The organism is Actinomycetospora rhizophila (assembly GCF_042657905.1).
GTDB classification, from domain to species: domain Bacteria; phylum Actinomycetota; class Actinomycetes; order Mycobacteriales; family Pseudonocardiaceae; genus Actinomycetospora; species Actinomycetospora rhizophila.
The window spans coordinates 38468-61520 of the sequence record NZ_JBHSKG010000007.1 but is presented as its reverse complement, the minus strand read 5'-3'; the positions used below and the strand labels follow the sequence as shown (position 1 = coordinate 61520).

The window sequence follows — 23053 nt, the reverse complement described above, 5'->3', positions numbered from 1 at the left end:
ACGATCAGGCGTCGCCGATGCGCCGAAGGGCGCGCTTCATCAGGGGAACGGACTGGTCCTCGGGCAACGAGGCCTCGACCAGCGCCGCCATCCGCGTGTCGTGCACCGCGATGTCGTCGCGACCGGCGAGGAACTCGCCGGCGATCGGGCGCTCGACGTAGACCAGGCCGTGCTCGATGCCCGCGGAGAACTGCAGCTTCGAGAACGACTCCCGGCTCGCCGGCACCAGACCCGCGCTGAACGGGAGCACGCGGATGTCGACGTGCTCGGCCTCGGCGATCCGGATGAGGTGCTCGACCTGGCCGGCCAGCACGTCGGCGCTGTCGACGACGCGGTAGAGCGTCGACTCGTCGAGCACGCAGCGGAACGTCAGCCCGTGGTCCTCCTTGAGCGCGTCCTGCCGCCGTATCCGCACCTCGACGAGGCGCTCGATCTGCGTCGGACCGAGGGTCCGCCCCCAGAAGGACCGCAGCGCACCCCGGGCGTAGTCGCGGGTCTGCAGGAGCCCGTGGACGATGTGCGCCTCGTAGGCGTCGATCCGCGCCGCGTCCCACTCGTACTCGACGTACAACGCCATGTCCGGAGCGAGGACGTCCGCGTAGTCGGACCACCACGTCCTGGCCCGGCCGGTCCGCGCCCACTCGAGGAGACGCTCGCGCTCCTCGCCGTCGGGCACGCGGTAGACGTCGAGCATGTCCCGCACGTCGCGCCAGCGCGGGACACCCTTGCCGTTCTCGAGACGGCTGATCTTGGACGGCGAGCAGTCCAGGCTGCGGGCGACGTCCTCGAGCTTGTAGTTCAGGCCCTCGCGGAGACGCTTGAGCTCGCCGCCGAGGCGACGTCGGGTCACCACGGGGCCGGGCGACCAGGTCATCCGTTCGCCTCCTGGGTCGGGCGGACGCGCGCCGGCTCCCCCCAGCCGGTCTCGGTGTGCACACGGTAGACCCCGGTCGGCCATGTCGTCACGCAATCGTTGCGTGCAATTGCAGAACACACTTGTGTCGTGCAGTGACACAGGGCACTCTCATGTCACGGCCGGAACGCCGGAGCCGTGGCCCGCACAACGGACCGCACGACTCGACGGGAGGCACTGATCATGACGGCAACGAGGGGCGGTCGACGATGACCGCCATGACGATCATCATCGCGGTGGTCGTCTTCTGGACCCTGTTCGTGGTGGGTGTGCTCGTGGGCATCTCGATGCACCGCGAGGCGACGCGACGTCGCAGTGCCCGCCTCCACCGCGCCGAGATGGCGCTCGACAAGGACCTGATCGTCGCCGGCCGCACGCCCGCGCGCGGCCGGGACTTCCGGATCTGACCAGCTAGAAGGCGCGGCGACCCGCGAGGGCGCGGCCGAGCGTGAGCTCGTCGGCGAACTCGAGGTCGCCGCCCATGGGCAGGCCGGACGCCAGCTTGGTGACGGTCAGGCCCGGGAAGTCGCGCAGCAGGCGCACGAGGTAGGTGGCCGTGGCCTCGCCCTCGGTGTTGGGGTCCATGGCCAGGATGACCTCGGTGATCTCCGGCTCGTCACCGACACCACCGATGCGGGTGAGCAGCTCGCGGACCCGCAGCTGGTCGGGCCCGATGCCCGAGAGCGGATCGAGCGCCCCGCCCAGGACGTGGTAGCGGCCGCGGAACTCGCGGGTGCGCTCCACGGCCATGACGTCCTTGGGCTCCTCGACGACGCACACGAGCGCGGCGTCGCGGCGGGCGTCGCTGCAGATGCGGCACCGGGTCTGCTCGGAGACGTTGCCGCAGACCTCGCAGAACACCACGCCGACCTTGACCTTCTGCAGGGCCTCCTGCAGCCGGGTCACGTCCGCCTCCTCGGTGGCGAGGAGGTGGAACGCGATGCGCTGGGCGCTCTTCGGCCCGATGCCGGGCAGGCGGCCCAGCTCGTCGATGAGGTCCTGGACCGGCCCCTCGAACACCGGGAACTACTGCCCGGGCAGGCCCAGCCCGCCGCCCATGTCCCCGAGCCCGCCGGCGAGCGGGCCCATCTTCTCCGCCTGCAGGTCGGCCGCCGCCTGGGCCGCGTCGGCGAGCGCGCCGACGACGAGGTCCTGCAGCGTCTCGACGTCGTCGGGGTCGACGACCTTCGGGTCGATCTTCACCGAACGGATCTCGCCGGCGGCGGTCTGCGTGACGGTGACCAGGCCGTTGCCCGCCTGGCCGGTGACCTCGGCCTCGGCCAGCTCCGCCTGGGCGGACATCAGCTGCTCCTGCATCGCCTGCGCCTGCTGCAGCAGCGCGCCCATGTCCATGCCTTCAGGGTTCTGACCGGGTTGCACGTCACCAGCGTAACCACGCCGCCGCACTCGCCGCCGCACCCCGCGACCAGGCAGGCTCCACGGCGATGACCACCGCGCGCGACACCCTGCTGCACCGCCTCCTCGACGCGACCACCTGGCGCGCCTTCGACGTCGACGCCGAGGGGCGGATCCTCGCCGGCCACGACGCCTCCGGGTCCGTCCAGCTCGTCGAGCTGCGGCCCGACGGGGCGCGGGTCCCGCTGACCGCCCTGCCCGGCGCGGTCGCGGGGCGCTATCTCCCGGGCCGGCGCAGCGTCGTCGTCTCCCACGACGCCGGCGGCAACGAGCGCGCGCAGCTCTCGCTGCTCGACCCCGACGCGGTCAGCGAGCCCGTCGGCGAGGACGGCCTGACGCCGCTCGTGCACGACCCCGAGCACATCCACGGTCTCGTCGAGGTCCTCGAGGGCGGCCGCGTCGTCTACGCGACCAACCGCCGCAACGGCGTCGACTTCGACCTCGTCGTCCGCGACGTCGACGCCGGGACCGAGCGCGTCCTCTACGACGGCGGCGGCATGGTCGGCAACGCGGCGATCGCCCCCGACGGTTCCCGGGCGCTCATGACCCGCCCCGGCGTCCCGGCGCTGAGCTCGCAGGTCCTGCTGCTCGCCGGCGACACGGTCACCGAGCTCACCGACGCCGCCGAGCACGCCCGCCACCTCGCGCCCGAGTGGCTGCCCGCCGGGGACGCGGCGGTGATCACCACCGACGCGGGCCGCGACCACCTCGGCGTCGCGCGCCTCGACGTCGCCACCGGGGCGCTGACCTGGCTGGTCACCGACGACGCCCACGACGTGTCCGCCCGCCTGTCGCCCGACGGCCGCCTGCTGCTCGTCGTCACCGACGACGACGGCGCGAGCCGCCTCGCGGTGCACGACGTCGACGGGACGTTCCTGCGCGCGGTCGCGCTGCCGCCCGAGCTGCGCGGCGGGGTCGCGGACTTCCTCACCGCGCCGCGCTGGTCGCCGGACTCCACCGGCCTGACGATCACCTGGACCGACCCCGCGACACCGGCCGACGTCCTCATCGTCGACGCCGGGCGCGGGCGCGCCGCCGTCGCGGCCTCGTCGCGCGAGCCGCTGGCGGACCTCGAGCTCGTCGACCCCACCAGCCACGGCGTGCCCACGCCCGACGGCGAGACCGTGCCCTGCTTCGTCTACAGCCCGCGCGAGCCGTCCGGGTCGAGCGTGACGATCGTGCACGGCGGGCCGGAGGGGCAGTCGGTGCGCTCGTTCTCGGCGATCGTGCAGGCGCTCGTCGGCGACGGCCACACGGTGCTCGTGCCGAACGTCCGCGGCTCGGTGGGCTACGGGAAGCGCTGGTACTCCCTCGACGACGTCGAGCGCCGGCTGGACTCGGTGGCCGACCTCGCCGCCCTGCACGCCTTCCTGCCCCGCCTCGGTCTCGACCCCGCGCGCGCCGCGCTGTGGGGCGGGTCGTACGGCGGCTACATGGTGCTGGCCGGCGTCGCGTTCCAGCCCGAGCTGTGGGCCGCGGGCGTCGACATCGTCGGCATCTCCTCGCTCGTCACGTTCCTCGAGAACACCTCGCCCTACCGCCGCGCCCACCGCGAGCGGGAGTACGGCTCGCTCGAGCGCGACCGCGACTTCCTCGAGCGCGCGTCGCCGCTGAACCGCATCGGCGACGTGCGGGCGCCGCTGTTCGTCATCCACGGCGCCAACGACCCGCGCGTGCCGCTCTCCGAGGCCGAGCAGGTCGCCGCGGCGGTGCGCGCGAACGGCGTCGAGGTCGAGATGGCGGTCTACGACGACGAGGGGCACGGGCTGGCGAAGCGGGTCAACCGGCTCGACGCCTACCCGCGGGCGGTCGCGTTCCTGGGACGGGTGCTCGCGGGCTGACGCGCGCCGGGGCGACCCGCCATCCGTTCCATCACCGCTGCTCACCGCGCGTTCATCCCCCGACCCGACGGCTGGGCTGGGGTGTCGGGGTGTCTCGACGACCCCGCGTCCTGGTCCTGTCCGCCGCGATCGGCCAGGGCCACGACGGCGCCGCCCGCGAGCTCGTGCGACGGCTCGACCGCCGCGGCGCGGACGCGCACGTCCTCGACTGGACCGGCCTGGTCCCCGCCTGGGGCCGGCGGACGCTGCGCGACCTCTACGCGCCCTCGGTGCACCACGCCCCCGCGCTGTTCGAGCGCATCTTCACCGACCTCGAGCACCCCCGGCGGCCGGCCAGCCTCGTCACCCGGCGCCTGGTCACGCTCGCCGAGCAGCCCGTCCTCGCGGCGGCGCGCGACGTCGACGCGGTCGTCGCGACCTACCCGCTCGCCGGCCAGACCCTGGGTGCGCTGCGCGCCGGCGGGCGCCTGCGCGTCCCGGCGCTGACGTTCCTCACCGACCCCGCCGCGCACCGCCTCTGGTGCCACCCCGGGCTCGACGAGCACCTCACGGTCACCGACGCCACGGCCGCGGACGGCGCGCGCTACGGCGTCGCGCTGCGCAGCGTCGGGCCGCTGTGCGCGCCGCGGTTCTCGCGCCCGATGCCGGTGGCGACCCGGGGGCGGGTGCGCCGGGAGCTCGGCGTGCCCGGGGACGCCCCGACGGCGCTGCTGGTCTCGGGGTCGCTGGGCATGGGCGAGGTCGAGGAGGCCGTCGACGCGCTGGGGCGGCACCCGCGGGCGTGGTCGGTGGTCGCGTGCGGGCGCAACGCCCGGCTGCGGGCCCGCCTCGCCGCCCGGGAGCGCGTGGTGGCGCTCGGCTGGCGCGACGACGTGCCCGAGCTCATGGCGGCCGCCGACGTGCTCGTGCACAACGCGGGCGGGCTGTCGTTCACCGAGGCCCTGGTCGCCGGGCTCCCCGCCGTCACCTACCGCCCCATCCCCGGGCACGGGCGCGCCAACGCCGCCGTGCTCGACGACGCCGGGATCGCGCCCTGGCTGCGCGGCCCCGACGAGCTCGTCGCCGCGATCGACCGCGCCGGCGCGCGCCCGCGGCGCCGGCGCCCGCCGCGGCCGTGGTGGACCGAGGAGCGTGACGCCTCGGCCGTCGTCGCCCGCCACGCCGGCGTGCTCCCCGGGCCGGCGCTCTCCGCGGCGGGGTAGCCGTGCTCGCCGAGCTGCTCGCCGTCTCCTCGGCCGCCGCGGCCGGCGCGGCGGTGGTCGCCCAGCAGCGGGCCGCCCACGAGCTCGGCGGCGCGGCGGACCGGCGGCTCCTGCGCCGGCCCTGGTGGCTCGCGGGGACGGCCGCCTCGGTCGTCGCGAGCGCGCTGCAGGCCGTGGCCCTGGCCGGGGGCGCGGTGGTCGTCGTGCAGGCGCTGCTCGCGACCGCGGTCGCGTGGACGACGGTCGGCGAGTCCCTCCTCGCCCGCCGCCCGCCCGGACGCGCGGCGCTGGCCGGCGCCGGGCTGGCGATGCTCGGCCCGCTGCTGGTGGTGGTGCTGCTCGGGCCCGTCACCACCGGGGGCACGGTCGAGCTCGCGAGCACCCCGGTCCTGCTCGGCCTGGTGGGTGTCGGGGCGGTCGCGGTCGCCGGGCTGGTGTGGGCGCGGCGGCCCGGCCCGGCGGGTGCGCTCGGCCTCGCGCTGGCCTACGGGGCGGGCTACGGGCTCGCCGCGTCCCTGCTCGCCGTGCTCGCCCGCGATCCCGGGGCCGTGCTGGCCGACCCGCAGCACGCCCTGGCCGCGGCGCTGCTGCTGGTGGTCGGCCCCGCGGCGTTCGTCGCGAGCCAGCGGGCGCTCGCCCGTGCCCGCCGCGCGGGCCCGGTGGTGACGGTCGTCCTGCTCGCCGACCCGCTCGTCGCGACGGTCCTCGGCGCCGCCTGGTTCGGCGAGCGCCTCGCCCTCGACCCCCCGGTCACCACCGGGATCGTGCTGGCCGCGGGCCTCGCCGTCGTCGGGGTGCGGCTGCTCGACCCGGCGCCCGCGGACGCCGCGGCGCGGACCTAGCGGCCGTCGACCCGGCGGGCCCCGAGCTGCGAGGTCAGCAGCTCCATCGCCGCCTCCTCGGGGTCGACGCGCACCCCGCCGCCGGCGCCACCCGGGTCGGCGGCGGCCTCGTTGTACATGTCCTCCTCGGTGACCTCGCCGTCCTCGGGCGGCGGCTCCGGCGGCGGGGGGACGTCCGACGGCCCGGGCGCGGGACGGCTCGGCCGGCGGATCTCGCGGGGCCCCGACTCGCGGGCCTGCTCGCGCGGCGCCTCCGCCGGCCGGTCCGGCGCCGGCGGCTCCTGGCGCGGGCGCTCCGGGCGGCGCGGGGGGTCGGGACGCTGCCGGGGCGGAGGCTCCGGGCGCCCGCCACCGGAGCCCTCGCCCCCGGTGCCGTGGACCGCCTCCACCCGCCACTGCCCCGACAGCACCGCCCCGAGCGCCGCGGCGACGTGGTCGGCCCGGTTGGGCTGGGAGAGCTGGCGCGCCAGCGGCGGCGTCGGCATGCCGAGCGTGACCGTGGTGCCCTCGACCGCCGTCACCGTCGCGTTCTGCAGCAGCGCGTGGGTGGGCTTGTTGCGCTCGCGGACCTGGTTCATGACCTCCGGCCACACCCGCCGCAGCCCCGCCGCGTCCACGGCTCCGGCGGCCGCGGGCTGCGGGGCCGCCGGCCGGGGCGCCTCCTGCCGCGGCGCCTCCTGCCGCGGGGCCTCCTGCTGCGGGGGGCGGGCCGGCGGCTCGGGACGGGCCGTGGCGCGCTGCGGCTCGCGCGGCGCCTCGCGCGGCACGTCGCGGGGCGGGTCGTCGCTGCTCGCGACGGTGGCCGTCGGGCGGTCGGTGGGCGGGGCGACGGTGGCGTCGAGCTCGCCGGCCCGCGGCGTCGTCCGGACCGGCGGCGCCTCGTCGGCTTCGTCACTGCGCTGCGACGGGCGGGTGAAGCGCGCCGGCTCGTCGACACCCTCGGCCCCGGGGCCGGCCGGTGCGCCGCCGGCACCCAGCGCCAGCCGCCGCTCGACGCCCTCGAGGCGCTGCACCATGGCCGCGTCCTCGGACGACGCCGCGGGCAGCAGCATGCGCGCGCAGACCAGCTCGAGCAGCAGGCGCGGCGCGGTGGCCCCGCGCATCTCGGTGAGCGCGGTGTGCACGAGCTCCGCGTGCCGCGCGAGCGCCGCCGGGCCGAGGCGCTGGGCCTGGTCGACCATGCGCTCCAGCTCGTCGGCGGGCACGTCGACCAGACCGCGCTCCCCCGCGTCGGGGACGGCCTGCACGAGGATGAGGTCGCGCAGGCGCTGCAGCAGGTCGGCCGCGAAGCGCCGCGGGTCGTGCCCGGCCTCGACGAGGCGGTCGACGGCGCCGAACACCGCCGGCCCGTCCTGGGCCCCCAGCGCGTCGACGACGTCGTCGAGGATCGCCACGTCGGTGACGCCGAGCAGACCGACGGCGTGCGCGTAGGTGACGCCCGCGTCGTCGGCGCCCGCGAGGAGCTGGTCGAGCACCGAGAGCGAGTCGCGCGCCGAGCCCCCGCCGGCGCGGACGACCAGCGGGTAGACGGCCGGCTCGACCGTCACGCCCTCCTCGGTGCAGATGCGCTCGAGCAGCCCGCGCAGCGTGCTCGGCGGCAGCAGGCGGAACGGGTAGTGGTGGGTGCGCGAGCGGATGGTGGTGAGCACCTTGTCCGGCTCGGTGGTGGCGAAGATGAAGATGAGGTGCTCGGGCGGCTCCTCGACCACCTTGAGCAGCGCGTTGAACGCCGCCGTGGTGACCATGTGCGCCTCGTCGATGATGAAGACGCGGTAGCGGGAGCTGACCGGGGCGTAGGCCGCCTTGTCGCGCAGGTCGCGCGCCTCGTCGACGGTGCCGTGGCTCGCCGCGTCCATCTCGGTGACGTCGAGGGAGCCGGGGCCGTTGGGCGCGAGGGCGACGCACGAGTCGCAGACACCGCAGGGGTCGGGCGTCGGGCCCTGCACGCAGTTGAGCGAGCGGGCGAGGATGCGCGCGCTGGACGTCTTGCCGCAGCCGCGGGGCCCGGAGAAGAGGTAGGCGTGGTTGATCCGCCCGGCCAGCAGGGCCGTGCGCAGCGGATCGGTGACGTGCTCCTGCCCGACGACCTCGGCGAACGTCGACGGCCGATACCTGCGGTACAGCGCCAGAGCCACGGCCCGAGGCTACGCGGAGGGTCCGACGTCGAGAGACGGGACCAGAGATGAAAGGGGACCCCGCGCACCCGCCAGAGCCCGCTGACCCTTGCTGCCTTCCGGCCCTGGGGGAGTTCACAGGATGGACGCCGCGCGGGGTCCGTGCGCCAGTGTAACGAAGGGCCCGCGCGGCGCCGAGCGCCCCGCCCCGACCGCCGACCGGCCCCGCGGGGCGCTGTATCGTCTCCCGCGGAGGATTGGCCGAGCGGCCTAAGGCGCACGATTGGAAATCGTGTTGGGCTCACACCCTCACGGGTTCGAATCCCGTATCCTCCGCACCCGCTGAACAGCCCGCACTGGTCAGCACCGACGCCGGCCGGACCCGCGAGGGCCCGGCCGGCGTCGGTCTGTGCGGGCCACTCAGGCCGACGACCCGGTCCTGCGCTTCGCGCCCGGGCTCCGGCGTCGCGGCGACCCGTTCGTGCTCTTCGAGGCCCGCGCCCCGTTCGAGCCCTTCGAACCGGCGGGGCGGGCGTCGAGGGCGGGCTCCGCCGGGGTCTCGGTGTCGGTCACGGTGTCGATCACCCCGGCCTCCTCGCCCTCCTCGGCCCCGCCGGCCGGGACGGGCTCGTCGGTCTCCCCGAGCTCGGCCTCGACGTCGGCGACGTCCACGAGCTCGTCAGGACGGTCGTCGCCGTTCCCGGAGTCGGCGTTCCCGGAGTCGGTGTCGAGGTCGTCGACGACCTCCAGCTCCTCGCCGTCGAGGACGTCGGCGATCTCCTCGTCACCCGCGTCGACCTCACCGCCGACCGGCTCGACAGCGGCGCCCTCCACACCGACGCCCTCGCCACCGACGCCGATCCCGATGTCCTCGCCGTCGGCGCCGACGCCGACGTCCTCGGCACCGGTGTCCGCGAGGCCGACGTCCTCGAGGCCGATGTCCTCGACCGCCGTGTCGCCCACGGCGGCGTCCGTCAGCGCCGCACTCGCGACCACGCCGCCCCCGAGGTCGGTGTCGGGGATGCGCGGGACGTCGCCCTGGTCGCCCCCGGACCGCTCGACCTCGGACCGCTCGACCTCGGCGGAGGGGGCGGGCTCGCGCCGCGCCTGCACCGTCGCGGACAGGCGCTCGGCGCCCACGGCGGCCTTCTCGCCGGCCCGCTCGCCCACGTCGAGCACCGGCGCGGCCGACCGGATCAGGGCGACGACGAGGCGGCGCTGGGAGTCCAGCACCTCGCCGTAGATGCGGAACACGTCGTCGCACCAGGCCGCGATCGCGTCGGAGATCATCGGCGGGGTCCCGCCGTGGAGATCGGAGGCCATGTCGCCCTCCCGTCGTCGTGCTCGTGCCGCCCCGCAGGGTTCGAGACGGCGGAACGCCGGGTGGTGCCCGCGGGATCCGCCCGACACGCGGGACGCGCCGGAATCGGCGCGGAGTCAGGCCGATCGGCGCAGCGGGCCCCACCGCCCGCCCCGCGCCCTGGGCGCCACCCGCCGGGACGCGCGTGTTGCGGCACCGCCCCGGGCCCGATCACGCTGCGCCGCGATGACACCGTGTCGTCCGTGCGCGGATGCCTCATCAGCCTGCTCGTCCTCGTCGCGATCGTGGTCGGGGTCGACTTCGGCGCGCGGTGGGTCGCCGAGGACCGCGTCGGCGCGGCGCTGCAGGACGCCCTGTCGCTGCCCGCGCAGCCGGACGTCGACGTGCGCGGCTTCCCGTTCCTCACCCAGGCCCTGTCCGGGCAGTACGACGACGTCGGGCTCTCCGCGCCGGGCATCCAGTACGGCGATCTGCGCGACATCACGCTGACGGCCGACCTGTCCGGGGTGTCGGTGCCGACCGCGAACCTGATCAACGGCCAGGTCCGCGAGATCCCGGCGGACCAGGTCGTCGCCTCGGCGCGGGTGAACCCGACCGACCTCGCGCGGATCCTCGACGTCGGCGACCTGACCATCGAGCCGGTCACCGAGGCCGACCTCGACCAGCTGCGCTCCGACGCCGCCGCCGACGACTCGGGAGCGTCGGGCAGCAGCAGCGCCCTCGCCGACATCGACCCCGCGTCGGCGGTCCGGCTGACCTCGACGAGGACGATCGCCGGCCAGCCCGTGCAGGTCTCGGTGATCGCGACCTTCCGGCTCTCCGGCGGCCGGATCACGCTGCAGGCCCGCGACATCCGCGCGGAGGGCGGGGCGGGCGCCGCCGGGCAGGTGGCGGCGGCGGCCCTGCGCCGCCAGCTCTCCGGCTTCTCGACGAGCGTCGACCCCGGCCAGCTCCCGTTCGAGATCACCGCGACCGAGCTGCGGGCGGAGAACGGCGAGCTCGTGGTGTCCGGGACCGCGCAGGACGTCGACCTCTTGGCCCGCCCGGGGTCCTGACCGGGCGCGCTGACACAGTGAGCCCCATGCCAGACATCCGCTGGGGCATCGCCGGGCCCGGCCGCATCGCCGAGAAGGTCGCCGAGGACCTCGCCCTGGTCGAGGGCGCCGTCCTCGCGGCGGTGGGCTCGCGCTCCGAGGAGCGGGCCCGCGCCTTCGCGGAGACCCACGGCGCGCCGAACGCCCGCGCCCACGGCAGCTACCGGGCGCTGGTCGACGACCCCGAGGTCGACGTCGTCTACATCGCGACGCCGCACCCGCAGCACGCGGAGCTGGCGGTGGCGTGCCTCGAGGCCGGCAAGGGGGTCCTGGTCGAGAAGGCGTTCACCGCGACGCTCGCCGGGGCCTGGCGGGTGGTCGACACCGCCCGCACCCGCGGGGTGTTCGCGATGGAGGCGATGTGGACCCGCTTCCAGCCCGCCGTCGTGCGGCTGCGCGAGCTCATCGCGCAGGGCGAGATCGGCGAGCCGCGCTCGGTGCAGGCCGACCTCGGCACGGTGCGCGACGTCGACCCCACCGACCGTCTCTTCGCCCCCGAGCTCGGCGGTGGCGCGCTGCTCGACCTCGGGGTGTACCCCGTGTCGTTCGCGCAGATGGTGCTCGGCGCCCCGGACCGCGTCACGGCCGTCGCGTCCCGCGAGACCACCGGCGTCGACGCCGACGGCGCGATGCTGCTGGCGTTCCAGGACGGGCGCTACGCGACGCTGCAGACCTCGTTCCACAGCCCCTCGCCGGGCCAGGCCCGGGTGTTCGGGACGACGGGCTGGATCGACGTGCTCCCCCGGTTCCACCACCCGAGCACGATCGTCCTGCACCACGCCTCCGACGACCCCGGCGAGACCATCGAGCTGCCGGCCACGGGCGCGGGCTACTTCCACGAGCTGGTCGAGGTCACCGAGTGCCTGCGCGCCGGCCGGGCGGAGAGCACCGTGATGCCGCTCGACGACACCCTCGCCGTACAGGGCGTCCTGGCCGAGGCCGCCGATCAGCTCGGCCTCGTCTTCCGGGAGGACGACACCGCGGTGTGACCCTGCGCCGTACCCTGCCCCCTACCCTGCACGCGGACGGCAGGAGGTGCCATGGCCGATCGTGAGCAGGAGACAGCCCGGGGCACGTCCCCACACAGTGGCCTGCGCCGCGCCACCACCGAACGGGCGATCCTCGACTGCCTCGCCGCCGAGGACGGCCCCCTGACGCGCGCCGAGCTGTCGCGGCGCACGGCCATCTCGCCCCCGGCGATCAGCGAGGCGGTGCGCCGCCTGGAGGCCGACGCGGTCCTCGTCGCCGTCGGCCCCCGCTCCGGCGTGCCGGGGGCCGTCGCGACCCTCTACGACCTCGCCCCGGGCGCCGGCGTCGTGGTCGCCGTCGAGATCAACCGCAGCGTCGTGCGCACGGCCGTCGGCGACCTCGCCGGGCGCAGCCTCGAGCGCGCCGACCACGACCCGCCCGACGACGGCCGCGTCGCCCCGCGCCTGCAGGAGGTCCTCGCCGCGCTCGGCGAGCGCTGGCGCGCCGACGGCCGGCCGGTGCGGGCCGTGGCGGTGTCGATCGCCAACCCCGTCGACCCGGCGACGGGCCGGGTGATCGAGCTCCACGAGTCGGCGTTCCCCGCCGGGGTCGTCGGCGTCGAGGACGTGCACGGCATCGACCCCGCGATGGTCGTGCTGGACAACGACGTGAACTTCGCGGCGCTCGCCGAGCGCGACCACGGCGCCGCGGTCGGGGCGACGACGTTCGCGTACCTCTACGTCGGCGAGCGCCACAGTGTCGGGCTCGGGCTGGTGCTCGACGGCGTGCTGGTCCGCGGGGCGCGGGGGCTCGCCGGCGAGATCGGCTACCTCCCGCTCGGCGAGGGCACCGGGCGCTTCCGGTTCGGGGAGGCGGTCGCCGCGCAGGCCCTCACCGCCGGCGGCGAGCCCGACGACGCGGCGCTGGAGCGCGCCGGGCGCACGCTGGGCGAGGCGGCGGTGGCGGTGTGCGCCTGCGTCGACCCCGCGCTGCTGGTCCTGGGCGGCCCGGTGGGCCTCCTCCCCGGGCTGCGACCCCACGTCGAGGCCACGGTCACCGAGCTGGCGCCGCGCCCCGTGCCCGTCGTGGCCGGCGCGCTGGGCGAGAGCGCGCCGCTGTGGGGCGCGCTGGCCGAGGCGCGGCGCCGGGCCTGGGACCGGCTGGTCTCAGGACGGGGATAGCCAGCGCGCCGCGTCCTCGACGAGTGCGCGCTGGTCCGCGTGGTCGTCGCGCGCCGCCGACGCCGCGTCGCGGTGGGTGTCGAGCAGGACGTGGGTGGCGCCGAGCTCGCGCAGCTCGTCGAGGTCGGCCCGGATCTGGTCGGGGCGGCCCTCGCCGGTGAGGCGGTCGTCGTCGGTGCGGCGCTCGGTGGTGGGGTGCAGGACGACCCGCGGGGCGAGCGCGGGCACGGGCCGCCCGGCCTCGTCGGCCGCCGCGCGCAGCGCCGGCAGCCCGGTCGCGCGCAGCCACCCGGCCGGCGCGCGCAGCGGGTGCCAGGCGTCGCCGAAACGGACGGCCCGCCGCCGCGCCGCCGCCCCGTTGCCGCCGACCCACAGCGGCGGGTGGGGCCGGCGCCGCGGGCGGGGCCGGGTGTCGACGTCGCGGAACGCCACGTGCCGCCCGGTGAAGCTCACGACGTCGTCGGCCCACAGCGCGAGCAGCGCGCGCAGGTATTCGTCGGTGATCTCGCCGCGGCGCGCGGGGTCGACGCCGAGCGCGGCGAACTCCTCGCGCGCCCACCCCACCCCCACGCCGACGACGAGGCGGCCGTCGCTGAGCTGGTCGAGCCCGGCGAGGCTGCGCGCGGTCAGCAGCGGGTCGCGGTGGGGCACGACGAGCACCGTCGTCCCGAGCTCGACGCGGCGGGTCACGCCGGCGAGATAGCCCAGCAGCGTCAGCGGCTCCCAGAACGGGCCGGGGTAGGCCGCGGTGACGTCCGGGGTGGCCGCGACGTGGTCGCCGACCATGAGGAAGTCGAACCCCGCGTCCTCGACCACGGCGGCCCAGGCACGCAGCGAGTCCGCGGTCGCGGCGGGGCCGAAGTTGGGGACGGTGACGCCGACCTTCATGCGCAGGGCACCCCGGCGTCCCAGGCCATGGCCACCGTCTCCCCCGAGCGTCGCGCACGCTCCGCGGCCCAGACGATGCGGTGGCTGGTCAGCGCCTCCTCGAGCCCGGTCAGGTTGGCGCCGGGCTCGTCGTCGGCGACCGCGCGCAGGAAGACGCGGACGAGCTCCTCGTCGCCCTCCTGGTGCGGCGCCCGCCCGTCGCCGGCGGCGACCGTCTCGACGGCCCGGTCGGGGTGCGCGCGGAAGTCGTAGAAGCGCAGGACGCCCCCGTCGACCTCGACCGCGCCGTGGGTGCCGAACACGCGCGTCTGACGCGGGGCCTGCTCGGAGAACGCGGTGACGGTGTGGGTCGCGGTGATGCCGCTGTCGAACTCGAACGCGACGACCTGGTGGTCGACGACGTCGTTGTCGCAGCCGTACACGCAGCGGCCGTACGGGCCGTCGCGCAGGGCCGCGTCGAGGGCCTCGGGGGTCGGCACGTCGGTGACCGCGCCGAGCAGCTGGTGCTCCCAGTCGGGGTCGCCGAGGCACGAGCGGTAGATCCGCGGCGCGGAGTAGGGGCAGGTCGGCTCGACGGCGCAGTCGAGGCACCGGTCCGCGGCGCCCTCGGGCCGGCGCTCGGGGCGGAAGTGGCTCAGCCGCCCGAACGACGCGAGCCGCGACGGGCGGTCGCCGACGAGGTGGGTCAGCAGGTCGATGTCGTGGCTGCACTTGGCGAGCAGCAGCGACGACGCGAGGTCCTCGCGGCGCCACGACCCGCGCACGTAGGAGTGGGCGAAGTGCCAGGTGCCGACGGGCTCGAGGTGCTGGACCGACACGAGGTCGCCGATCCGCCCGGCGCGCAGGGCGGCCACCAGCGCGCGGGTCGAGGGCGCGTACCGGAGCGGGTGGGAGATCGTGAACTGCACCCCGGTGCGGCGCACGGCCTCGGCGACACGCAGGGCCGCGGGCTCGTCGGGCGCGATCGGCTTCTCGCACAGCAGGTGCACCCCGCGCTCGGCGAACGCGACGGCGGGGTCGGCGTGGTCGTGGTCCTGGGTCGCGATGACGACGACGTCGACGTGGTCGGCCGCGTGCTCGGCGAGCTCGGCCCAGTGCGCGAACCGCGCGGCGGCGGGCACGTCGTGGGTGGCGGCCAGCGGCTCGCGGCGCTCGCGCACCGGCTCGGCGATCGCGGTGACGCGGCCCCCGGCGCGCTGCACGTTGCGGGCGTGCAGGCGGCCGCGGCCACCCGCGCCGACGATCCCGACACGGACCGGACCTCTCCCGAGGCTCACCCGCGCTCCTCCCGCCGTCGGTCCCGATCCCTGGTCCCTCCGGCCCCCCATCCTGCCTCCGACGGGGGACACGGCGCGCCGGTGACCGCGCCCACCCGGCCGCTCATCCGTGCGAGCGACACCACGTTTAGGCGTCCCGATAGCGACCCGTTACGTTCCCGTGACCGACTTCGTTACTCCTTCAAGCTCCCCACCACTGCGGCGAACGGCCTCTCCGGACTCGCCCGAAGGGACCCTCATGCCGGCCAAGCACCGCACTGCCCCACGGCCCCCACGCCGTCCGGTCGCGAACAAGACGACCCCCGACGGGGCCCCGAGCGGCATGCAGCGCCGTCGCTTCCTCGGCTACCTGATCGCCGCCCCGACCCTGGCCGTCGGCGTCAAGCTGACCGCAGACAACGTGCTGGAGGCGCAGGCCCTGCCCTCGCCGACCCCCGAGGTGTCGGAGGTCTACGACCTGTCCGACCTCCTGCTCGACTCCACCCGCCCCACGGCGAACCTCATCACGATCGTCGTGAACGAGGACGGCACCGTCTCGTTCAGCATCCCGCGGGCCGAGAGCGGCCAGGGCATCACCACGACGGCGGCGATGCTCATCGCCGAGGAGATGGGCATCGACGTCTCCGACGTCACCGTGACCCTGGCCGACGCGCGCCCGGAGCTGCTGTTCAACCAGCAGACGCAGGGCTCGGCCTCGGTCATCTCCATCTACACGCCGGTCCGGGTGGCGGCGGCGCTGGCCCGCGGGCAGCTGGTCGAGGCGGCCGCGACGATCCTCGGCGACGAGGCCGAGAACCTCCGCACCACCGGCGGGCGGGTCCTCTCCACCGCCGGCTCGAGCGTCCCGTTCGCCGAGCTGGCCGCCGCCGCGGCGAACTCGGTGACCCGCGAGGCGATCACCGAGCTCAAGCCGGTCGACGAGTTCGAGGTCATCGGCACCCCGCAGCGCCGCGACGACGTGCTCGCCGCGGTCACCGGGCGCAAGAAGTACACGATGGACCTCGACGTCCCCGAGGCCCTGCCGACCATGATCGCCCGGCCGCCGACGATCAAGGGGACCGTCGAGTCGGTCAACAACCTCGCGCAGGTCAAGGGCATGCCCGGGGTCACCGACGTCGTGGAGATCTCCACCGACGCCGAGCCCGGGCGGGGGACGACGTCCTCGGCGGTGGCGGTGCGGGCGCGGACCTTCGGCCAGTGCATCGACGCGGTCAACGCGCTGGACATCACCTGGGGCGGCGGCAACGTCGACGACGAGTCGGACGCGACGATCCTGGAGCAGCTGCGCGCGGCCGACGCGCCGGCGAACCTGCCCTCGCCGGGGCCGCTCGACGAGGCCGGCGGGGTGCTCCCCCTCGTGACCGAGCCCGCGACCGCCGCCCTCGACGGCGTGGGCGCCGTCGAGACGATCGACCAGGAGTTCGTCTTCTACTGGCGCAGCAACGCCGCGATGGAGCCGAACGTCGCCATCGCCGACGTCCGCGACGGCGAGGCGGAGATCTGGACCCCCAGCCAGATCCCGATCGTGACCCAGTCGCAGATCGCCCAGGTGCTCGGGATGACCCCGGGCCAGGTGACCGTCCACGTCCCCCGGGGCGGCGGGGCCTTCGGGCGTCGTCTCTTCAGCGACGTCGCGCTCGACGCGGCGCGGGTGTCGCAGGAGATCGGCAAGCCGGTGCGGCTCATGTGGCACCGGGCCGACGAGTGCCGGGCCGGTCGCGTCCACCCGATGTGCATCTCGCGGGTGCGGGCCTCCTACGCCGGCAGCGAGGTCGTCAGCTTCGAGCACCGCCACACCAGCGTCGCCACCGACTACACCGAGTCCTTCGGCGACATGATCACCTCGCAGGCCGCGAAGCTGCCGTTCGCCAACGAGCTCACGCTCTCGCAGACGGTCTTCCTGCTCACCGCCAGCGTCCCGTACGACCTCGGCGCGGTCGCGCTCGGCTACAACGAGATCTTCGACTTCGACCGGTTCGCCACCGGCAGCGTCCGCAACCTCAACAACCAGGACTTCCGGCCGGCCCAGGAGCTCATGGTCGACCAGCTCGCCCTGAAGATGGGCGAGGACCCCCTGGACTTCCGGTTGGACCGCGTCGAGGACGAGCGCGCCAAGGCCTGCCTGGAGACGGTCCGCGACGAGGGCGACTGGGGCCGCGACCTGCCCGAGGGCGTCGCCCAGGGCGTCGTCGTGCACAACGAGTACAAGGGCTCGGTCGCGGTGCTCGTCGAGGTGGACACGCGGGCCGCGACCGCGGAGCGCGAGATCGCCGGCGCCACCACCGGCCCGCGGGTCACCAGGGTGACCGTCGCCGTGGACGTCGGCCTGCCCATCAACCCGCTCGGCCTCAAGGCGCAGATGGAGGGCGGGGTGATGACGGGCATCTCGCACGTCTTCACCGGCAGCCTGCACCTGCGCGACGGCAACTTCCTCGAGGGCAGCTGGGACGACTACCGCTACACGCGGCACTGGAACGCCCCGCCGGAGATCGACGTGATCGTCATGCCGCCCAGCGGCGACCGTCCCGGCGGCGCCGGCGAGCTCGCCGTGGGTGCGGCGACGGCCGCCGTGGCCTGCGCCTACGGGCGGGCCACCGGCGAGATGCCCACCAGCTTCCCGATCGGCCACACCAAGGACGTGCCGTTCGAGGTCAAGTCATTCGTCCCCCCGCTCCCCCCGTCGCCCGTGGACGGCCTGACCGCGTACCCCACGCCGTCCGCCGCCGGCCCGGCGTTCAACCCCGCCAGCTGAGGAGCCCCGCATGCCTCCCCACACCTTCAAGGTCAACGGCCGCCCGGTCACCGTCGAGGTCGAGGACGATGTGCGCCTGCTCTGGGTGCTGCGCGACCTGCTGAAGATCAACGGCCCGAAGTACGGCTGCGGCATCAACGTCTGCAAGGCCTGCACGAGCCACATCAACGGCCGCGCCTTCAACCCCTGCTCGGTGCCGGTGGGCCAGATCAAGCCCACCGACGAGATCACGACCATCGAGGGCCTGCCCGACACCGTCGGCGCCGACCTGCACCCGATGCAGGAGGCGTGGATCGACCGGGACGTGCCCCAGTGCGGCTACTGCCAGCCCGGCCAGATCATGGCCGCGGTCGACCTGGTCAAGAAGGTCCAGGCCGAGGGCGGATCGGTCACCGACGACGACATCGACGAGATCCGCAACATGTGCGCCTGCGGCACCTACGCCCGCATCCGCGAGGCCATCAAGCAGGGCGCCGAGAACATGTGAGCTCCCCGCCCGCTCCCCCCACCACCGTTCGTCGGAAGGACCCGTCATGACCGGAGCGCTCAGCCCGTCCCACTGGTTGATCATCCTCGTCGTCCTGCTGCTGCTGTTCGGCGCCAAGCGCCTGCCCGACGCCGCCCGCGGCATCGGGCGCTCGCTGCGCATCTTCAAGGCCGAGACCTCGGCGCTGACCGAGGACGACAAGGCAGAGAAGACCGCGGCCAAGGAGCTCCCGCAGGACACCGCGGTCGCGCCCGTCGAGGCCGTCCCGACCCGGACCTCGAACGGCACGACGGTCTGACCCCGTGCCCACGCTGACGCACCGCCTCACCCGGTGGTGGCCCGGCCGGCGCCGGGACCCCGAGGCGACGATGTCGTTCCTCGACCACCTCCTCGAGCTGCGCCGCCGCCTGGCCTGGGCGCTGGTGGCCGTCGCCCTCGGCACGGTGGCCGGGTTCGTCTGGTACGAGAACGCCCTCCCGGGCGTGCCGAGCCTCGGCTCGCTGCTCATCGAGCCCTACTGCTCGCTGCCGCCGGCGGCGCGCGCGGGACTGAACGGCACCGACTGCCGCCTGCTGGCGACCGGGCCGTTCGACCAGTTCCTGCTGCGGGTCAAGGTGGCGGCGACGGCCGGGGTGGTGCTGTCCGCCCCGGCCTGGCTGGGCCAGCTGTGGGCGTTCGTCACCCCGGGGCTGCGGCGCCACGAGCGGCGCGGCGCGGTGCTGTTCATCAGCACGGCGTCGGTGCTGTTCGCCGGCGGCGCGGTGCTCGCGTACCTGGTGGTGGCCCAGGCCCTGAGCTTCCTGCTCATGATCGGCAACTCGGTGCAGACGACGGCGCTGCGCGGCGACGAGTACTACTCGCTCGTCCTGTCGCTGATGATCGTGTTCGGCGTCGGGTTCCTGACGCCGCTCGTCGTGGTCATGCTCAACCGGGTCGGGGTCGTCTCGTACGCCAAGCTCGCGAGCTGGCGGCGGGTCATCATCTTCGGCGCGTTCCTCTTCGCCGGCATCGCGACGCCGGGCGGTGACCCGATCTCGATGGCGGTCCTGGCGGTGGCGCTCTGCGTGCTGCTCGAACTGGCCATCCAGGTCTGCCGCCTGCACGACCGCCGCCGTGCGCGCCGGGACCCCGGCTGGGAGCACCTCGACGACGACAGCGCCTCGCCCCTCCCCGATCCCGACCCCGACCCCGACCCGCTCTCGAAGGGGAGGTGACCCGTGTTCGGTCTGGGCATGGGTGAGCTCGTCCTGCTCGCCCTCGTCGGTTTCTTCGTCATCGGTCCCGAGCGCCTTCCCGGCGCCATCCGCTCGCTCGCCCGCGCCGCCACGCAGGTGAAGGGCTACGCGGCGTCCGTGCGCGAGCAGGTCGACACCGCGGCCGACCTCGCCGAGGTCCGCCGCCAGCTCGACGAGCTGCGCGAGCCGCTCGCGGAGATCCGCTCGGCGGACCCGCGCCGGGCGGTGCGGGAGGCCTTCCGCGAGGTCCCGCAGCCGGCGCCCCGCACGCGCACCCGCTCCTGAGGCTCACGATCGGGGGCGCCACAGCGCGCCCTCGATCGCCTCGGGGCTGCCGGTCGGCGCGGCGCGCAGCGACCGGATCGCGTCGAGGTGCTCGGCCATCGCCAGCGCCGAGAGCGCGGCGTCGAAGGCGTCCTCGGTCGCCACGACGTCGTCGCGCAGCGTCGCGGGGATGCGCGGGTCGCCGGCGACGTCCTCGCGGCGCGCGGCCGGCGAGCGCTTCACCACCGGCCCCGTGTGCACCCGCGGGTAGATCTCGATCAGCGTCGCCGGGCCGGCGTCGTCGAACGGCCACACCGCGAACCCGGCCGTCCGGAGGCGGGCCAGGTGGGGCATCCCGCGCAGGGAGCCCGTGCCCACCGCGCCCGCCCCGCCGATCTGGAACGTCGAGGTCGGTGTGAGCCCGTCGGCGCGCGCGGCCTCCTCGGTGACGCGGAACCCCGGGCGCGCCGGGTCGGGCGGGGGCCGGGGCGTCGCCCCGCGCCCCCAGAACGGCGGCCGGCACTCGCGCAGCCAGCGCTCGCCCTCGCGGGCCACCAGCGCCCACAGCGCCGCGACGTCGGCGCACCCCTGCTCCCGCGCGAACCAGGCCGGCAGCGCGAACGAGAAGTCGAGGCCGGCGACGACCGGCCCGGAGGCGGCACGCTCCCGCAGGAGGTCGGCGACCCCCTCGCGATCGAGACCGGCCCGGACCGCGAGCAGCCGGCCCGGGCGGGCGGTGGCCACGCGGATGCGCCGACGGGCGGCCCGCGCATCGCCCGACCAGTCGATCGCGACGGCCTCCACGCCCTCCGGCCTCCGTCCTCGCTCCGTGCCGTTCGTCCGGTTCCGACGACCGTTCGACGCGCGCTGCCCACCGCTCGCCCCGCTCAACCGACCGCCACGCTTTCCGGTGGCCCTTCGTCGCACCGATTGCCGGGGTCGGGGCGGCGGGGTTGAGTCCTCGCCGACCGTTCAGCGCAGCTGCAGATGCGACGAACGGTCTCCTTGGTTCGTACCTTCGCGAGGAGACCACCCATGTTCCGACGCTCTGCCTCGGTCGTCGCGCTCTGCGGCGCCGGGCTGCTCGCCGCCGCACCGTTCGCGGCGGCCGACCCCGTCGTCGTCGATGATGACGATTCGGGGGTGAACCTGCTCAACGACCTGACCGTCCTGCCCGTGCAGGCCTGCGGCGTGGAGGCGAGCATCCCGATCCTGTCCGACATCCTCTCCCCGTCCGACACGGCGGCCCCGGACGCCACCTGCAGCGTCGTGGACGAGGGCGACGGCGCCGACGACTGACGCGGCCCCGGGGCGCAGGTGGACCGGACGGCCCCGGGCCGTCCGGCCTGCCCGCGCTCGCGCGCTCAGCCCACCAGGACCCGGCTGGGCTCCGCCTCCGAGGCGGTGATCGCCGGGAGCCGCAGGCGCACCGCCGTGCCGACCCCGGGGCGGGTGTCGACGTGGACGTCGCACTGCGAGCCGAACGTGGCGTGCATCCGGCGTGACACCTCGGCGATGCCGCCGTGGCGGCGGTCGACCTGCGACGCGGTGCGCGTCGCCTCCGGCCCCATGCCAGCGCCGTCGTCGGACACCGTGATCACGCAGTCGGACCCCGAGCCGGACGCGAAGACGCTGACCGAGCCGCCACCGGGAACCGGCTCGATGCCGTGACGCACCGCGTTCTCCACCAGCGGTGCCACGACGAACGGCGGCACGAGCACGTGGCGCACCTCGGGGGCCACCGCGACCTCCGCGCGCAGCCGCTGCCCGAAGCGCGCCTGCTCGAGGGTGAGGTAGCGCTCGGCGTTGTGGAGCTCGTCGCCGACCGTGGTGAGCTCGCCGCCCGAGCGGAACGAGTAGCGGGTGAAGTCGGCGAACTCGGTGAGCAGCTCGCGCGCCCGGCCCGGATCGGTGCGCACGTAGGACGCGATCGCGGTGAGCGTGTTGTGCACGAAGTGCGCCGAGAACCGCGAGCGCAGCGCCGACTCGACGTCCTCGGCGGACGGCACGGCGACCACGTCAGCGGGGGTGGCCGGGGCGCGGCGGGCCGGCACCTCGGCGGTCTCCAGGTCGTCCAGCTCCAGGTCGGTGTCGACCACGGGCGCGGAGAGCACCGGCGCGGCGACCGTGGCGGGGTGGGCCGAGCGCAGGCCCTGCCAGACGGGCCGCTCCAGCAGCCCGGTGGCGGTCCAGCGGCGGTGCTCGACCTGCCCGACGAGGCGGGGCGCGAGCCAGTGCACGGCGCCGCCCTCGTCGTCGGGCAGCGGGGTCGCGAACGGGCTGACCTCGCGCTCGAGCGGCGCGAGGAACCCCTCGAGCTCGCGTCGCGCGGCCGCGGTGACACCGGTGACGACGCGGCCCGAGTAGCTCAGCCCCGCCTCGCCGGGCACCCCGACGAGCAGCGCGCCGACCGCGCCGGGCCGGTCGCGGGCGGGGGTCCAGCCGCCGATGACGACGTCCTGGGTGCGCCGCACCGGCGCCTCGATCCAGCTGCGCGAGCGCCGGCCCACCTGATAGGTCGACTCGAGGCGTTTCGCCACCACACCGTCGAGCCCGTAGCGCCGCGCGGTGCTCACGACCGCGTCGGCGTCGACACCGGTGAAGGACGGCGGGATCACGACACGGCTCCCGGAGAGATCGAGTTCGGCGAGCAGCTCGCGGCGCTGGCGGTAGGGCAGCCGGCGGGTCGAGGCGCCGGCCACCTCGAGCACGTCGAAGACGTAGAAGGACACGGGGACCCGGGCCTGCAGGACCTCCGAGGGGTGCGCCACGCGGGCACGGCGGCGCAGCTTGCCCGCGCTCGGGCGTCCGACCCCGTCCAGGGCCACCACGACCCCGTCGAGCACGAGCCCCTCGGTGCTCGTCCACGGCGCCGACACCCCGAGCTCGGGGAAGTGGGACGTGACGTCGCGGCCCGCCTCGGTGACGAGGGTCAGCCCGTCGGCACCGGTGCGGGCGAGGCAGCGCAGCCCGTCCCAGACGAACTCGAACGCCCAGCCCGCGCCGCGCGGGATGTCGCCGGCGCTCGCGAGCATGGGACGGCCGGGCGAGGCCTCACCGGCGGTCGTGCCGACGGCGGCGCCCGTGAGCCCGAGGGTCGCCACGTCCGTCATCGGCGCCTCCTCCCCGGCCCGTCGCGCTGCCCGCCGACGAGGTGATCGGCGGCGCGTCCCACGGTAGACGCGCGGTGCGACGGTGACACCGTCGTCGCCGACGCGGCGCGCGCGGACTGCGACCGGGGAGCACCGAGCAGCGAC

Annotated in this window: 22 protein-coding genes, 1 tRNA gene and 1 other RNA gene; 14 read left to right on the top strand and 10 right to left on the bottom strand. The window is 75.6% G+C overall.

What is annotated here, in order from left to right; all coding sequences use genetic code 11:
• Positions 1–4 precede the first annotated feature (4 nt).
• Entirely contained in the window at positions 5–874 is an 870-nt protein-coding gene (locus ACFPK1_RS14855) for a helix-turn-helix domain-containing protein (protein WP_378021706.1), read from the bottom strand.
• Positions 875–1131: 257 nt separating this feature from the next.
• Between ACFPK1_RS14855 and ACFPK1_RS14850 the strand changes: the two genes are divergently transcribed.
• Positions 1132–1320: a hypothetical protein gene (locus tag ACFPK1_RS14850; RefSeq protein WP_378021705.1), complete on the top strand. Its 189-nt coding sequence runs from the start codon at positions 1132–1134 to the stop codon at positions 1318–1320.
• A gap of 4 nt (positions 1321–1324) precedes the next feature.
• On the opposite strand, the gene recR is transcribed toward ACFPK1_RS14850, so the two are convergent.
• Positions 1325–1933 carry a recombination mediator RecR gene (gene recR / locus ACFPK1_RS14845; protein WP_378021704.1) on the bottom strand — a complete coding sequence of 203 codons (609 nt, stop codon included), beginning with the start codon at positions 1931–1933 and terminating at the stop codon, positions 1325–1327.
• A 6-nt stretch (positions 1934–1939) separates the two neighbouring features.
• Entirely contained in the window at positions 1940–2260 is a 321-nt protein-coding gene (locus ACFPK1_RS14840) for a YbaB/EbfC family nucleoid-associated protein (protein ID WP_337704887.1), read from the bottom strand.
• Between the two features lie 98 nt (positions 2261–2358).
• Here ACFPK1_RS14840 and ACFPK1_RS14835 point away from each other — a divergent pair, with 98 nt between their 5' ends.
• The 3 genes from ACFPK1_RS14835 (at position 2359) to ACFPK1_RS14825 (ending at position 6214) form a co-directional block, all read left to right on the top strand.
• Entirely contained in the window at positions 2359–4170 is a 1812-nt protein-coding gene (locus ACFPK1_RS14835) for a S9 family peptidase (RefSeq protein ID WP_378021703.1), read from the top strand.
• A gap of 89 nt (positions 4171–4259) precedes the next feature.
• Positions 4260–5372, top strand: a complete 1113-nt coding sequence (locus ACFPK1_RS14830; RefSeq protein WP_378021702.1) for an MGDG synthase family glycosyltransferase — start codon at positions 4260–4262, stop codon at positions 5370–5372.
• A 2-nt stretch (positions 5373–5374) separates the two neighbouring features.
• A complete protein-coding gene (locus tag ACFPK1_RS14825; protein WP_378021701.1) occupies positions 5375–6214 on the top strand; it encodes a hypothetical protein in 840 nt (279 codons plus the stop codon).
• Here the strand turns inward: ACFPK1_RS14825 and ACFPK1_RS14820 are convergent.
• Positions 6211–8349 carry a DNA polymerase III subunit gamma and tau gene (locus tag ACFPK1_RS14820; protein WP_378021700.1) on the bottom strand — a complete coding sequence of 713 codons (2139 nt, stop codon included), beginning with the start codon at positions 8347–8349 and terminating at the stop codon, positions 6211–6213. The genes ACFPK1_RS14825 and ACFPK1_RS14820 overlap by 4 nt on opposite strands.
• A gap of 49 nt (positions 8350–8398) precedes the next feature.
• Positions 8399–8493, bottom strand: an RNA gene (ffs, locus tag ACFPK1_RS14815) — signal recognition particle sRNA small type.
• Positions 8494–8579: 86 nt separating this feature from the next.
• On the opposite strand from ffs, the gene ACFPK1_RS14810 reads away from it, so the two are divergent.
• A tRNA-Ser gene (locus ACFPK1_RS14810) sits at positions 8580–8664 on the top strand.
• A gap of 84 nt (positions 8665–8748) precedes the next feature.
• On the opposite strand, the gene ACFPK1_RS14805 is transcribed toward ACFPK1_RS14810, so the two are convergent.
• Positions 8749–9651, bottom strand: a complete 903-nt coding sequence (locus ACFPK1_RS14805; protein WP_378021699.1) for a hypothetical protein — start codon at positions 9649–9651, stop codon at positions 8749–8751.
• Positions 9652–9891: 240 nt separating this feature from the next.
• Between ACFPK1_RS14805 and ACFPK1_RS14800 the strand changes: the two genes are divergently transcribed.
• From ACFPK1_RS14800 to ACFPK1_RS14790, 3 genes are read left to right on the top strand one after another with little or no spacing between them, the layout of a single operon-like run.
• Positions 9892–10704: an LmeA family phospholipid-binding protein gene (locus tag ACFPK1_RS14800; protein WP_378021698.1), complete on the top strand. Its 813-nt coding sequence runs from the start codon at positions 9892–9894 to the stop codon at positions 10702–10704.
• 26 nt (positions 10705–10730) lie between these two features.
• A complete protein-coding gene (locus ACFPK1_RS14795) occupies positions 10731–11732 on the top strand; it encodes a Gfo/Idh/MocA family protein (RefSeq protein ID WP_378021697.1) in 1002 nt (333 codons plus the stop codon).
• A 51-nt stretch (positions 11733–11783) separates the two neighbouring features.
• Positions 11784–12893 (top strand): ROK family transcriptional regulator, encoded by a 1110-nt coding sequence (locus tag ACFPK1_RS14790; RefSeq protein ID WP_378021696.1) that lies wholly within the window; start codon positions 11784–11786, stop codon positions 12891–12893.
• On the opposite strand, the gene ACFPK1_RS14785 is transcribed toward ACFPK1_RS14790, so the two are convergent.
• Together ACFPK1_RS14785 and ACFPK1_RS14780 are read right to left on the bottom strand one after the other, a co-directional pair.
• Positions 12879–13781 carry a TIGR03619 family F420-dependent LLM class oxidoreductase gene (locus ACFPK1_RS14785; protein WP_378021695.1) on the bottom strand — a complete coding sequence of 301 codons (903 nt, stop codon included), beginning with the start codon at positions 13779–13781 and terminating at the stop codon, positions 12879–12881. The two genes, ACFPK1_RS14790 and ACFPK1_RS14785, sit on opposite strands and share 15 nt — an antisense overlap.
• Positions 13778–15058, bottom strand: a complete 1281-nt coding sequence (locus ACFPK1_RS14780; RefSeq protein ID WP_378021694.1) for a Gfo/Idh/MocA family protein — start codon at positions 15056–15058, stop codon at positions 13778–13780. Before ACFPK1_RS14780 ends, ACFPK1_RS14785 begins: the two co-directional genes overlap by 4 nt.
• Positions 15059–15380: 322 nt before the next feature.
• Between ACFPK1_RS14780 and ACFPK1_RS14775 the strand changes: the two genes are divergently transcribed.
• The 5 genes from ACFPK1_RS14775 to ACFPK1_RS14755 are packed head-to-tail and all read left to right on the top strand — an operon-like array spanning position 15381 to position 19817.
• The gene (locus tag ACFPK1_RS14775; protein WP_378021693.1) at positions 15381–17810 is read left to right on the top strand and encodes a molybdopterin cofactor-binding domain-containing protein; all 2430 of its coding nucleotides are present in this window, start codon (positions 15381–15383) and stop codon (positions 17808–17810) included.
• A gap of 10 nt (positions 17811–17820) precedes the next feature.
• Positions 17821–18297, top strand: a complete 477-nt coding sequence (locus ACFPK1_RS14770) for a (2Fe-2S)-binding protein (RefSeq protein WP_378021692.1) — start codon at positions 17821–17823, stop codon at positions 18295–18297.
• A gap of 46 nt (positions 18298–18343) precedes the next feature.
• Positions 18344–18595: a Sec-independent protein translocase subunit TatA gene (gene tatA, locus ACFPK1_RS14765; RefSeq protein WP_378021691.1), complete on the top strand. Its 252-nt coding sequence runs from the start codon at positions 18344–18346 to the stop codon at positions 18593–18595.
• Positions 18596–18599: 4 nt separating this feature from the next.
• Complete coding sequence (tatC, locus tag ACFPK1_RS14760; RefSeq protein WP_378021690.1) at positions 18600–19511, top strand: twin-arginine translocase subunit TatC; 912 nt, start codon at positions 18600–18602, stop codon at positions 19509–19511.
• Positions 19512–19529: 18 nt separating this feature from the next.
• Positions 19530–19817 carry a twin-arginine translocase TatA/TatE family subunit gene (locus tag ACFPK1_RS14755; protein WP_378021689.1) on the top strand — a complete coding sequence of 96 codons (288 nt, stop codon included), beginning with the start codon at positions 19530–19532 and terminating at the stop codon, positions 19815–19817.
• A 3-nt stretch (positions 19818–19820) separates the two neighbouring features.
• On the opposite strand, the gene ACFPK1_RS14750 is transcribed toward ACFPK1_RS14755, so the two are convergent.
• The gene (locus tag ACFPK1_RS14750) at positions 19821–20600 is read right to left on the bottom strand and encodes a hypothetical protein (RefSeq protein ID WP_378021688.1); all 780 of its coding nucleotides are present in this window, start codon (positions 20598–20600) and stop codon (positions 19821–19823) included.
• A 231-nt stretch (positions 20601–20831) separates the two neighbouring features.
• On the opposite strand from ACFPK1_RS14750, the gene ACFPK1_RS14745 reads away from it, so the two are divergent.
• Positions 20832–21095 (top strand): hypothetical protein, encoded by a 264-nt coding sequence (locus ACFPK1_RS14745; protein ID WP_378021687.1) that lies wholly within the window; start codon positions 20832–20834, stop codon positions 21093–21095.
• 65 nt (positions 21096–21160) lie between these two features.
• Here ACFPK1_RS14745 and ACFPK1_RS14740 read toward each other — a convergent pair whose 3' ends face one another.
• On the bottom strand, positions 21161–22909 hold the full coding sequence (locus ACFPK1_RS14740; RefSeq protein WP_378021686.1) for an ATP-dependent DNA ligase: 1749 nt from the start codon (positions 22907–22909) through the stop codon (positions 21161–21163).
• Positions 22910–23053: the final 144 nt, after the last annotated feature.

Excerpts from the sequence above, each read along its gene's own strand:
- ACFPK1_RS14855 (WP_378021706.1), bottom strand. The coding sequence starts at position 874 with ATGACCTGGTCGCCCGGCCCCGTGGTGACCCGACGTCGCCTCGGCGGC.
- ACFPK1_RS14850 (WP_378021705.1), top strand. The coding sequence starts at position 1,132 with ATGACGATCATCATCGCGGTGGTCGTCTTCTGGACCCTGTTCGTGGTG.
- ACFPK1_RS14840 (WP_337704887.1), bottom strand. The coding sequence starts at position 2,260 with ATGGGCGCGCTGCTGCAGCAGGCGCAGGCGATGCAGGAGCAGCTGATG.
- ACFPK1_RS14835 (WP_378021703.1), top strand. The coding sequence starts at position 2,359 with ATGACCACCGCGCGCGACACCCTGCTGCACCGCCTCCTCGACGCGACC.
- ACFPK1_RS14805 (WP_378021699.1), bottom strand. The coding sequence starts at position 9,651 with ATGGCCTCCGATCTCCACGGCGGGACCCCGCCGATGATCTCCGACGCG.
- ACFPK1_RS14795 (WP_378021697.1), top strand. The coding sequence starts at position 10,731 with ATGCCAGACATCCGCTGGGGCATCGCCGGGCCCGGCCGCATCGCCGAG.
- ACFPK1_RS14790 (WP_378021696.1), top strand. The coding sequence starts at position 11,784 with ATGGCCGATCGTGAGCAGGAGACAGCCCGGGGCACGTCCCCACACAGT.
- ACFPK1_RS14785 (WP_378021695.1), bottom strand. The coding sequence starts at position 13,781 with ATGAAGGTCGGCGTCACCGTCCCCAACTTCGGCCCCGCCGCGACCGCG.
- ACFPK1_RS14775 (WP_378021693.1), top strand. The coding sequence starts at position 15,381 with ATGCAGCGCCGTCGCTTCCTCGGCTACCTGATCGCCGCCCCGACCCTG.
- ACFPK1_RS14770 (WP_378021692.1), top strand. The coding sequence starts at position 17,821 with ATGCCTCCCCACACCTTCAAGGTCAACGGCCGCCCGGTCACCGTCGAG.
- tatA (WP_378021691.1), top strand. The coding sequence starts at position 18,344 with ATGACCGGAGCGCTCAGCCCGTCCCACTGGTTGATCATCCTCGTCGTC.
- ACFPK1_RS14755 (WP_378021689.1), top strand. The coding sequence starts at position 19,530 with ATGGGTGAGCTCGTCCTGCTCGCCCTCGTCGGTTTCTTCGTCATCGGT.
- ACFPK1_RS14745 (WP_378021687.1), top strand. The coding sequence starts at position 20,832 with ATGTTCCGACGCTCTGCCTCGGTCGTCGCGCTCTGCGGCGCCGGGCTG.
- ACFPK1_RS14740 (WP_378021686.1), bottom strand. The coding sequence starts at position 22,909 with ATGACGGACGTGGCGACCCTCGGGCTCACGGGCGCCGCCGTCGGCACG.